The organism is Actinomycetota bacterium, from assembly GCA_028698215.1.
GTDB lineage: Bacteria > Actinomycetota > Humimicrobiia > Humimicrobiales > Humimicrobiaceae > Halolacustris.
Window position 1 is genome coordinate 70001 of the sequence record JAQVDY010000003.1, and the last position, 12138, is coordinate 82138.

The following is a 12138-nucleotide window of genomic DNA, read 5'->3' on the forward strand; positions in this document are numbered from 1 at the left end:
CAATCAAACTCAGAAATATCTGGTTCTCCTCGAAATAGCTTTAGGGTTAGCCTCGAGTGTTTGACTTTGGAGGTAGAGCACTGAATGGACTAGGGACCTTACAAGGTTACCAAATCCAATCAAACTCCGAATGCCAAAGTTTTTAGCTCGGGAGTCAGACTGCGAAGGATAAGCTCCGTAGTCGAAAGGGAAACAGCCCAGACCATCGGCTAAGGTCCCTAAATGTATGCTAAGTGGTAAAGGAAGTGAAATTACCCAGACAACCAGGATGTTTGCTTAGAAGCAGCAACCATTTAAAGAGTGCGTAACAGCTCACTGGTCAAGTGGTTTTGCGCCGATAATTCAACGGGGCTTAAGCATACTACCGAAGCCATGGACCCATTTATGGGTGGTAGAGGAGCGTTCTGTAAAGGCTGAAGCTCAACCGTGAGGTTGGGTGGACATTACAGAAGTGAGAATGCCGGTATGAGTAACGAAAGACAGGCGAGAAACCTGTCCGCCGAATATCTAAGGTTTCCTGGGCAAGGTTAATCCTCCCAGGGTTAGTCGAGACCTAAGCCGAGGCTGAAAAGCGTAGGCGATGGATAACAGGTTAATATTCCTGTACAACCAAATTTCGTTATCACCAATGGGGTGACGCAGGAAGGTAGGTCATCGCGGTTTGGTTGACTGCGTGTAAGCGTGTGGGACGCTAGCCAGGAAAATCCGGTTAGCATTAAGTCTGAGGCGTGATGCCGAGCCAGTAAATGGCGAAGTGATTGATCCTATGCTGCCAAGAAAAACCTCTAGGAAGTTATTTGGTTCTCGTACCAAAACCGACACAGGTAGATAAGTAGAGAATACTAAGGCGATCGAGATAACTCTCGTTAAGGAACTCGGCAAAATAACCCCGTAACTTAGGGATAAGGGGTACCATAGTAGCGTGAAGAAACTTGCTTTCGGAGCGCGACGTGGTTGCAATAGAAAGGCTCAAGCGACTGTTTACTAAAAACACAGGTCTCTGCTAAGTCGTAAGACGATGTATAGGGGCTGACGCCTGCCCGGTGCTGGAAGGTTACGAGGAGGGGTTAGGTTTCTTCGGAAACCGAAGCTCTGATTCTAAGCCCCAGTAAACGGCGGCCGTAACTATAACGGTCCTAAGGTAGCGAAATTCCTTGTCGGGTAAGTTCCGACCTGCACGAATGGCGTAACGATTTGAGCGCTGTCTCAACGAGGGACTCGGTGAAATTATAATATTGGTAAAGATACCAATTACCCACAGAAGGACGGAAAGACCCCGTGAACCTTTACTGTAACTTGATATTGGACTTTGGTATACCTTATGCAGGATAGGTAGGAGGCTTTGAAGCCAGGGCGCCAGCTCTGGTGGAGCCAACGGTGAGATACTACCTTTGGTATGCTAGAGTTCTAACCACGTACCGTGATCCGGGCGTGGGACAGTGGCAGGTAGGCAGTTTGACTGGGGCGGTCGCCTCCTAAAGAGTAACGGAGGCGTCCAAAGGTTCCCTCAGAGTGTTTGGCAATCACTCGTAGAGTATAAGGGCAAAAGGGAGCTTAACTGCAAGACTTACAAGTCAAGCAGGAACGAAAGTTGGGCCTAGTGATCCGGCGGCTCAGTGTGGAATGGCCGTCGCTCAACGGATAAAAGGTACTCCGGGGATAACAGGCTTATCTCCCCCAAGAGTCCATATCGACGGGGAGGTTTGGCACCTCGATGTCGGCTCATCGCATCCTGGGGCTGTAGCAGGTCCCAAGGGTTTGGCTGTTCGCCAATTAAAGCGGTACGCGAGCTGGGTTTAGAACGTCGTGAGACAGTTCGGTCCCTATCCTCTGTGGGCGCAGGAAAATTGCGGGAATTCGTCCCTAGTACGAGAGGACCGGGATGAGCAAACCTCTGGTGTGTCAGTTGTCCTGCCAAGGGCATGGCTGATTAGCCAAGTTTGTTATGGATAAGTACTGAAAGCATATAAGTACGAAGCCATTCCCAAGATTAGTTTTCCCATCCATTTGGAGTAAGACCCCATGAAGAATACATGGTTGATAGGCTGGATGTGTAAGCACAGCAATGTGTTTAGCTGACCAGTACTAATAGGTCGAGGACTTAATATTTTCTATAGAATGCTATGAAGTTTTGAGAGAATACTTTAAAAAGTTATTTAAGCTTACGGTGGCAATAGCGAAGGGGTAACACCTGTTCCCATCCCGAACACAGAAGTTAAGCCTTTCAGCGCCGATGGTACTGCACTGGAGACGGTGTGGGAGAGTAGGTAGCCGCCGTTTTTTTATGCCCATTATTTAACAAATTTAAAATATTTAAACTCTTCCTCCAGTCTTCTTTTAATAAGAACCCTGCTATATTTAAAAAAAATAAATAATTTTTCTAAATATTAAAAAATACGAAATAATTTGCAAAACTGAAATAAAAGTAAAAAAATAATAAATTATTACCTAAATTTTAAATATTTGTAATATTTACTATATATATTGTAAAATTTAAGATATAATTTTTAAAAATTGAATAATAACAAAAGGAAAACCATGAAATTAAAATTAGAAGAAATCAAATCCAAGTTAGATGAAAAAAATTTTAACAAACTGATTAAAATAGGTAACCCTTTCCTAATTGATTTCATAGTAAAATATGTAAAATTACTGAATCCTGACAGCATATTTGTAAACAGCGACACTGCTGAAGATCTTCAATATATAAGGGATAAAGCATTGGCTGACAGGGAAGAAAAAAAATTAGCATTAGAAGGGCATACTGTCCATTTTGATGGAATTAACGACCAGGCTAGGGATAAAAAAAGGACTAAATTCCTAATAGATGAAAACAGCGAGCTAACCAGTGAATATAATACCATTGACAAAAAAGAAGGCTCAGAAGAGCTGGATAGTTTGTTTAAAGACATTATGAGGGGCAGGGAATTAATAATTGGATTTTACAGTTTAGGGCCCAACAACTCTGTATTTTCAATTCCTGCTGTTCAATTAACTGATTCCAGTTATGTAGCGCATTCTGAAAACATATTGTATCGACCAGGTTACCAGGAATTTATAAAATCCGGACAGGCCGATAGGTTTTTTAAATTTGTACACTCAGAAGGAAAACTGGAGAACGCGGTTAGCGTAGATGTGGATAAAAGAAGGGTATATATAGATACACAGAATGAAATTGTGTATTCAGTTAACACCCAATATGGTGGAAATACAATAGGCTTAAAAAAACTAGCTATGCGGCTGGGTATTAAACGGGCATCACAGGAAGGATGGCTTACCGAGCATATGTTTATAAGTGGAATCCATGGTCCCCGGGATAGAGTAACCTATTTTATGGGAGCTTTTCCTTCTATGTGCGGCAAGACCTCTACTGCCATGATTCCTACAGAAACCATAATAGGCGATGACATAGCCTATATCAGGAAAGTAAATGGTAAAATAATGGCAGTAAATGTAGAAGAAGGCCTGTTTGGCATAATTAAAGACATTAATCCGGAAGACGATCCCATTATATGGGAAGTGCTGCATAGTCCCAACGAGACTATATTTTCCAATATTCTGGTAACTGAGGACCTTCAGACTTACTGGATCGGTAAACCGGTGGATGAGCCTTCAAAAGGTATAAATTTTGCGGGGCAGTGGTGGCCCGGTAAAAAGGATGAGAGCGGCAATGAAATAACTCCTTCCCATAAGAATGCTAGATTTACTACCAATTTGAGAAATCTTAAGAATTTGGATCCTAATTATAACAATCCTGAAGGGGTGCCTATAGGAGGAATAGTTTATGGTGGCCGTGATTCGGATACCAATGTACCGGTACTGGAAGCTTATGATTGGACGCATGGCATAGTTACAATTGGAGCATCACTGGAATCTGAGACTACAGCCGCAACCTTAGGCAAAACTGGGGTAAGAACTTTTAACCCCATGTCTAACATGGACTTTCTTTCTGTACCTATGGGAAGATATTTAGAGATGAATATTGGTTTTGGCCAAAATTTAAGCAATCCTCCTAAAATATTTGGAGTAAACTATTTTCTAAAGGACGATCAGGGAAATTATATCAGTTCTATTTTAGATAAAAGGGTATGGTTAAAATGGATGGAACTAAGGGTTCATGATGAAGTAGGGGCTATTGATATCGGTACCGGCTACATACCCAAATATGATGATTTACAAGAGTTATTTAAACAGGTTCTGGGTAAAGATTATTCACTTCAGGAGTATGAGCTCCAGTTTAGCTTAAGGGTAGTGCAAAACCTTTCCAAGATTGAAAGGATAACTGGCATCTACAATAAATCTGAAAGCAAAATACCTCCTGTGCTCTTTGACATACTAGAAAAACAAAAAAGAAAATTATTGGAAATGCAGCAGCAGTATGGTGATTGCATTAAGCCTGAACAGTTTTCTTAATAACTGTCAAGTTTATACATGACCAGTCCAGTGCAGGGTTTAGGATAGAAATAAGTTGATTTCTGGGGCATCAGGTATCCCTGCCTGGATAAGGTTTCTACCTCGCTAACACTAGGAGCATTGAGCAATATGCCCATATTGTATTTTCCCTTGTCCAGCTCTGATTTTAAATGCTGCCATGAATGGGTAAAATCAATGTTTTTAACCATGCTTTTTCCCAATCCCTGGTCCAATAATACATTATGCAATATATTTACATCCAAGTCCTGCCATAAATCATTTTTTAGAAGATTATTTTTGTAATCGGCTTCCAGCGTAAGGCCGTTGCCCATATAAATGAGAAAGGATTTGATTTGGTTGTTTTTCCTATCTACTAGAAATTGGTCTATTGAAAAACCATCATAAGTTTTTATTTTTATATTAAAATAAGGGCTTATTTTATCTATTATCTGCTCTATTTTTAAGGGTTTTTCAGTTTCTACCAATCTATAGGTAGGATAGATGGCAATATCTTTCTGGTAGCTGTTTACAAAAAGGGTTAAAATATATTCATGCCCTTGGCCTGGCCAGCCTTCCTGGTTGGCTTTCTGGCCATATATTCTTGAAGTTTCATAACGGTGATGCCCATCCGCTATCAAAACCTGTTTGGCAGCCATTAACTTAATTATTTTTTGAATTAAATCCGGCTGGCATAACTTCCATAGCCGAAATTCCAGGGTAGGGTCATAGCTGGGCTTAAACTTAAATTGTTCGGGGCAGCTGTCAGCGATCTTCTCAATAAAATTGGTCTGGTCCCGGTATATAGTGTACACCAGGCCAAAATTAGCCCGGGTACTTTCCAGAAGATTTAGGCGGTCTTGTTTAGCTTTAGGAAGGGTATTTTCATGCCTCAGCACTTTTTGGGTGCTATATTCTTCTATTTTATTTAGGCCTATAAAACCAATAATACGCTTTTTTTGACCACCTGTTTTAAATGATTCTTCTAATAAATAAAAACACCTCTGGGATTCAAACTGGAGTATGTCCTCTCTTATCCATTGATTTAAAGTAGTAGCAGCATACAGATACTTATCCGTTGCCGGGCTGCCTGCAGGCAATATAAGATTTATAATATTATAGGGAGAAATACTTCTAAGTAAGGTGTCTTGCTGTTCGGAAATAACATCATAGGGAGGAGATACTACCTGCGAAAGATGCTTAATTTTCAAATTATTGTAAGTTAATGCCTTGAATGGTAGAATTTCTACCACGGATATCCTTTCTTTTATCTTCCAAATTTGAATAAATATAAAATTGAATTAGAAATATGTCAATAAAAAATTAGTTGTTTGACATAGATAAAAATTTAGGTAGGATTGTAAATCAGAAATTTATTTATGGAGATTTTATGAAAGTAAATGTAGTTGAAAATGTTTTAGCCTATAACAAGGAACATGCTGAACAAAACAGGGATTTGTTTGCTAAAAACGGTGTTTTTGTGATAAATATTTTGTCCTCTCCAGGGGCAGGCAAAACTACTTTAATTATAGAAACATTAAAAAAACTGGAAAATGATTATGCCATTGGAGTGGTAGAAGGGGATATTTCTTCTACCCATGATGCTGAAAAAATAAAGAGATATACAGATGCTGTAGTACAAATTAACACTGGAGGCAGTTGCCACCTTAATGCTTCCATGGTAAAGAAGGCTTTGGAAAAACTGGACCTTGAAAAACTGGATATTTTATTTATAGAAAATGTTGGCAACTTGATATGTCCCGTAAATTTTGATTTGGGAGAAAATATTATGGCAGTGCTCTCTTCCGTAAATGAGGGAGATGATAAACCTGTAAAATATCCGCCGGTATTTGTCAAAAGCGGTTTAGTTTTGTTAAACAAGATAGATATGTTGGAAAATAGTGATTTTGACCTCGCTTTTTTCCAGGGTAAGGTGCGGAAGTTAAATCCTAAAGCTTCTCTAATTAACTTTTCCTGCAAAACCGGGGAAAATCTGGATAAATGGATAGATTGGCTAAAAACCAATAAGGACATTGGCTAGTTTTACTTTATTAATAATTTTGTTGTAAATGTTTTGTGTAAAATAGCATTCAAGCGAAAGGAGACTCTATGCTCTATAAGGTCTTAACCAAGAATGATTATGTACGGCTAGTAAAAGGGCTGATTGAGGATTACAAAATGATTGGACCCAAAAAGAAAGATAAAGCCGTTCATGATTTTGTCCATATCAAGGATATGGCAGAACTAGACACCAATTATACCCGGACTACTATACCTCCAGCTAAAAAGATACTTTTCCCCCCCAAAGAAAAACTGGTTGAATACGAGATCGGTAATGAAATTAAAATAAAGCCGGTTATTGAAAGCGAAGAAATGATATTATTTGGAGTAAATGCCTGGGATATTAATGGCATTAACTTTTTAGACCAGTTTTTCTCTACAGACTTTGTGGATGAAAATTATTGGGAAAAAAGAGAAAAAATTACAGTAATTGGCCTGGATATTGATCCTATTGAGACGAATTTTGCTTTGAGCATGAATGCAGAATATGCAACTGAAGGTTTTGATCTATACCTAACCGATTTAGGAGACAGGTATTTTACCAGGGTTGCTACTGCCAAAGGTAATCAGCTGTTAAATAGTTACACAGAAGCAAAAGAAGCTACCCAGAAGGACTTTAAAGATTTTGACAGCTATATGGATAACTACAGGTCAAAATTTACCAATAAGGTAGATATAAAAAGTTTTTATGACAACTTTGAACTTATCTATGATAATGAAGAATTTTGGAAAAAAGCAGCCAAGGATTGCTTAAGCTGCGGTTCATGCAACCTGGTATGCCCCACCTGTTTCTGTTTTAATGTGCAAGATGACCTGGAACTTAATTTAAAAAAAGGTGCTAAAACCAGGGAATGGGACTCCTGCATGATTCCGGAATACGGATTAGTTGCCGGCGGGCATAATTTCAGGCCTGACAAAGAAAACAGGCTCAAGCAAAGGTATCGATGTAAGCTTAAGACTTTTTATGATAAGTTCGGTCAGTACTCTTGTGTGGGTTGTGGAAGATGTATAGAAGCATGTTTGGCAAAAATAAATATAGCTGAAGACATTAACTCAGTTAAGAAAGAGGTGAATGTATAAATGACTACTCCAACCAGAGAAATAGATAAACTGGATCATCACCAGAAACTATATGAACCCTTTGTAGCAACAATTAGAAATATAAAAGAACTTTCTCCCACGGAAAAACAGTTTGATATCTATATTGATGACCCCCAGGTAAGAGAATCTTTTAATTTCTTGCCCGGTCAATTTGTAGAATTAACTATATTTGGTTTGGGAGAAGCACCATTTTCTATACCATCTTCTCCTAATAATAAAGACTATTTTGAATTATGTGTCAGGAATACGGGGAACGTATCCGGTGCCCTCCATAGAATGAAAGAAGGCGATAAAGTTGGTATTAGGGGTCCATTCGGGAATGGCACCTTTCCCTATGAAGATATGAAAGGCCATAATGTTATTATAATTGCTGGCGGTTTAGGTATGGCTCCGGTGAGGTCCCTTATTAAATACATTCTGGAAAACAGGTCAGACTATAAGAGGCTGGTAATAGTTTATGGTTCGGTAAGCCCTGAATATTTGCTTTACAGGCAAGAGTTGGAAGAATGGAAAAATAGGGATGATATAGAACTCTGTTTAACTGTTGATAACCCTGATCAATCTTGGGCAGGCGAAGTAGGGGTGTGCACAAACCTTATTCCCGGCATTGACTGCCCGGTAGATGATTCTTATGTAGTGGTATGCGGACCTCCAGTAATGTATAAATTCGTTATCAAAGAATTGGACATTAAATGCTTTAAGCCGGAAAACATTTTCCTGTCACTGGAGAGAAGGATGGAATGCGGGGTAGGTAAATGTAACCACTGCCATATTGGGGATAAACTAGCATGTGTAGATGGTCCCGTTTTTAGTTTATGGGAAATCAGGAATTTAAAGGAGGCTATATAATGAATAAGCCGAAGGTAGGAGTATTTGGATTTACTGGTTGCGGCGGATGCCAGCTGGAAATATTGAATCTGGAAGACCAGCTGCTGGATTTGGTGAGTGCAGTAGACATTGTTCATTTCCGAGAAGCCATAACCGAATACAGCGACAATTATGATATAGCATTAGTAGAAGGTTCTATTACCACCAAGCATGGAGTGGAAAGAATAGAAAAAATTGGCAGCATAGCCAAAATAATAGTAGCTGTAGGGGCTTGCGCCTGCACCGGAGGGCTAAACTGCTTGAAAAACCTTTACGGCCTGGAGAAAGCCAAAGACCTGGTGTATGGTGAAAAAAAAGATTGGATTGATTCTATTGAAGTTAAACCTATTGATGATTATGTCAAAGTAGATTATATGGTGAGGGGATGTCCTCCCAACCGGTTTGAAATAGTGGATGTAATAAGATCCTTACTGGTAGGAAGGAAACCGGAAATACCCAACTATCCAGTTTGTGTAGAGTGCAAGAGGAATGGAAACACCTGTCTTTATGATCTGGGTCTTACTTGTATGGGGCCGGTTACCAGGGCAGGGTGCGATGCCAGGTGTCCCGGCAATGGTTCAGGATGCGATGGTTGCAGAGGCCCCATTGATGATCCTAATGTAAATGCTCAAAAAGACATAATGGTGGAATATGGGTTGACAGTTGAGGATATAATGGAAGGCTTTAATCTATATAATGCATGTAAAAAGATTGAGCAAAAATAATGGAGGTTAAATAATTATGGCTAATACTTTTAGTATAGAAGAAGAAAACATTTCAAGGGTAGAAGGTCACGGTGATCTTGTGCTTAATGTAAAAGATAGAAGGATAGAGCAGCTGCAATTTAGGATACCTGAGTCACCACGGTTTTTTGAAGCCATGCTGGTAGGAAGAAAATGGGATGAGCCTTCACATATTACTTCAAGAATATGTGGTATTTGTTCTGTTGCTCATACTTATGCTTCCATCAAGGCTACTGAAGCTGCTTTTGGAGTGGTGCCTACCGATAAGATAACCAAGCTGAGAAAACTTATATTCCATCATGAGTGTGTGCAGAGTAATGCATTGCATGTTTATTTTTTAGCAGCTCCCGATTTCTTTGGGGTAGGCAGTGCCATATCTTTGGTAGATACCCATCCAGATGTAGTAAATATTGCTTTAAGGATTAAGAAAATGGCCAATGACATGGTTAGAATCATCGGCGGAAGGGCTGTACACCCTATTAGGACTGTGGTGGGCGGATTTACCAAACTTCCTACAGAGGAAGAAATGGTTAAGATGAAAGAAATGTTAAAATCCAGCTACGCCGACCTAGAGACTACCTTGCAGTTATTAAAAACCTTAAATCTACCTGATTTTGAAAGGGAAACTGAATATATCTCCATTAGCGATCCCTTAGATTATGCTTTATATGATGGTGATATTAAATCCAGTGACGGGTGGGTAATAAATGATCAGGATTACTTGACTAAAATAAATGAAAAGGTAGTTCAGCATTCTACCGGCAAGCATTGTTGGGCTTCCCGTGATTCCTATATGGTAGGGGCTTTGGCCAGGTTTAATAATAACTATGAACAGCTTTCTGACCGTGCCAAAGAATACGCCCAGGAATTAGGCCTTCAGGCTCCAAATTATAATACATTCATGAACAACATAGCACAATTTGTAGAGATAGTTCATAGCATAGATGACAGTATAAAACTTATTGATGAGCTAATGGAGGAAGGTATGGCTCAAGAGGAAGCCATGGTAGATATTAAGCCTAAAGCCAGTAGGGGAGTAGGGGTAGTCGAAGCGCCCAGGGGCCTGTTAATCCATGATTACACCTATGGTGATGATGGTAAAGTAACTAAAGCCAACCTTATAATACCCACCAATATGAATTATGCCAATGTAGAAAAAGATATGGAGGCTTTAGTGCCATCTATAATTGATAAAAGCGAAGATGAAATAAAACTGGCTTGTGAAATGCTGATCAGGGCTTATGATCCCTGTATTTCTTGCTCTACCCATTTTTTGAATGTAAAGCTAGTAAATAAATAAATTAAATCAGCTATGAATAAAAGTAATATTCCCAAAACCATTATCAGAGTTATTGGTTTTGGGAATATTTTTATGTCTGATGATGGTGTAGGAATAAAAGTACTGGAAACTTTACCCTCTTTACCCGGGAATGTAGAAGTTATAGATGGGGGCACTTCAGCAGCTGATTTAATCAATTATGCCAAACAATGTGGAAAAATAGTTATTATAGATGCAGTGGACGCTGGGCAGGAGCCTGGTGAAATTATAAGATTTGGGCTTAAGGAAATAGATCAGTTCTATAAAAATATTAGGAGCTATTCCCTGCATGATTTTGGCTTAGGCCAAGCTTTAGAGCTTATCCACCGGCTGCATTTAAAAACTGAAATAATAATAATAGGAATAAAACCGCTAAATGTAAGTTTTGGCCAGGAGCTTTCAGAAAGAGTAAAATCAAAAATAACTGAAATGGCAGAGATGGTCCTAGCAGAAATAAATGTTTAGACCTGTAATATATTACTGGTTGCTTTTTTATTTATACTTTCATATTCAGCCACCCGGCCAGGATACATATTTGTCCTAATTATTCCAATATTAAAAAGCAGCCATTATAGTCAAATTGATTAAAATAACCGATGCTAAAGCAGGCCTAGCAAATACGGGGCAACTGTTCCCCATACAGCATGTCCAGCATTCTGCGGGTACCTATTTCAGTATTTAGTATTACAGATCCTGGTCCTGAAGGGCCTACTTCGCCTATAATGGCGGCCTGCTTCCCATATTTGTGGTTTCTTATCGTATCCAGCACAACCTGGGCATCCATAGGATCTACAAATATAACCATCTTGCCCTCATTGGCTATATATAGCGGATCTAATCCTAAAAAATCACAGATGCCCCGTACTTCATCCCTGACCGGTATATTTTGATTATGGATATTAATGATATGGCCGGAAGCTTGGGCTATTTCCAGCAATACTGTAGCCAAACCACCCCGGGTAGCATCACGGAAAGCATGTATTTTTTTTGTTTTAGACATTACAGCGGAAACCAAAGAGCTTAAGGGCGCACAATCACTTACAATATTTGATTGGAAGTTAAATTCCTTTCTTTGGCTGAGGATAGATATTCCGTGATCTCCAATGGGGCCATTAATAATTATTTTATCTCCTGTTTTTACTTCAGAGGGTGACAGCAGGCTATTGTGTTTGATTAGGCCTAAGCCAGAAGTGTTTATAAATATTTTATCTGCGCTTCCTTTTTCCACCACTTTAGTATCACCGGTGATGATACTGGTTTTTGCTTCGAGAAGGGTTTCCCTCATAGAAGCTAGTATTTTTTTTAAATGGCTTACAGGAAAGCCTTCTTCCAATATAAGGGAAAAGCTTAAACCTATAGGAACACACCCTGAAGTAGCCAGGTCATTTATGGTACCGCATATAGCCAGTTTGCCTATATTTCCTCCCGGAAAAAATATTGGATTTACTACAAAACTGTCCGTAGTAAAAGCTATCCGGGATCCAGGCGCCTTAATTACAGCACTGTCCTCCAAGCGGTTAAGCAAATCATTTCCCAAGTATTCTAATATGAGGTTATGAATCAGCTGATTGCTTTTTAAACCCCCATCCCCATGAGATAACTGAATATTTACATCTTTAAAATTTTGATCTTTAATAG

At 39.3% G+C, this 12138-nt stretch carries 9 protein-coding genes and 2 rRNA genes (1 of these 11 running past the window's edge); 9 read left to right on the forward strand and 2 right to left on the reverse strand.

The genetic code is table 11. The features are described from left to right. The 3 genes from PHN32_01870 to PHN32_01880 form a co-directional block, all read left to right on the forward strand. Nucleotides 1–2109, forward strand: a 23S ribosomal RNA gene (locus PHN32_01870); it begins 868 nt to the left of the window's first position. A 54-nt stretch (nt 2110–2163) separates the two neighbouring features. Then, a 5S ribosomal RNA gene (gene rrf / locus PHN32_01875) occupies nt 2164–2280 on the forward strand. A 258-nt stretch (nt 2281–2538) separates the two neighbouring features. Next, complete coding sequence (locus PHN32_01880; protein MDD3776344.1) at nt 2539–4413, forward strand: phosphoenolpyruvate carboxykinase (GTP); 1875 nt, start codon at nt 2539–2541, stop codon at nt 4411–4413. Here the strand turns inward: PHN32_01880 and PHN32_01885 are convergent. Continuing rightward, on the reverse strand, nt 4410–5663 hold the full coding sequence (locus tag PHN32_01885; GenBank protein ID MDD3776345.1) for a DUF1015 domain-containing protein: 1254 nt from the start codon (nt 5661–5663) through the stop codon (nt 4410–4412). The genes PHN32_01880 and PHN32_01885 overlap by 4 nt on opposite strands. Nucleotides 5664–5800: 137 nt before the next feature. Between PHN32_01885 and hypB the strand changes: the two genes are divergently transcribed. The 6 genes from hypB (at nt 5801) to PHN32_01915 (ending at nt 10965) form a co-directional block, all read left to right on the forward strand. After that, the gene (hypB, locus tag PHN32_01890) at nt 5801–6451 is read left to right on the forward strand and encodes a hydrogenase nickel incorporation protein HypB (GenBank protein MDD3776346.1); all 651 of its coding nucleotides are present in this window, start codon (nt 5801–5803) and stop codon (nt 6449–6451) included. Nucleotides 6452–6519: 68 nt separating this feature from the next. Further along, complete coding sequence (locus PHN32_01895; protein MDD3776347.1) at nt 6520–7551, forward strand: 4Fe-4S dicluster domain-containing protein; 1032 nt, start codon at nt 6520–6522, stop codon at nt 7549–7551. After that, nucleotides 7552–8421 (forward strand): FAD/NAD(P)-binding protein, encoded by an 870-nt coding sequence (locus PHN32_01900; GenBank protein MDD3776348.1) that lies wholly within the window; start codon nt 7552–7554, stop codon nt 8419–8421. Further along, on the forward strand, nt 8421–9164 hold the full coding sequence (locus PHN32_01905; GenBank protein MDD3776349.1) for an NADH:ubiquinone oxidoreductase: 744 nt from the start codon (nt 8421–8423) through the stop codon (nt 9162–9164). Before PHN32_01900 ends, PHN32_01905 begins: the two co-directional genes overlap by 1 nt. 16 nt (nt 9165–9180) lie before the next feature. Further along, nucleotides 9181–10482: a Ni/Fe hydrogenase subunit alpha gene (locus PHN32_01910; GenBank protein MDD3776350.1), complete on the forward strand. Its 1302-nt coding sequence runs from the start codon at nt 9181–9183 to the stop codon at nt 10480–10482. Between the two features lie 12 nt (nt 10483–10494). Next, nucleotides 10495–10965 carry a hydrogenase maturation protease gene (locus PHN32_01915; protein MDD3776351.1) on the forward strand — a complete coding sequence of 157 codons (471 nt, stop codon included), beginning with the start codon at nt 10495–10497 and terminating at the stop codon, nt 10963–10965. 145 nt (nt 10966–11110) lie between these two features. On the opposite strand, the gene hypE is transcribed toward PHN32_01915, so the two are convergent. Then, nucleotides 11111–12136: a hydrogenase expression/formation protein HypE gene (gene hypE / locus PHN32_01920; GenBank protein MDD3776352.1), complete on the reverse strand. Its 1026-nt coding sequence runs from the start codon at nt 12134–12136 to the stop codon at nt 11111–11113. Nucleotides 12137–12138: the final 2 nt, after the last annotated feature.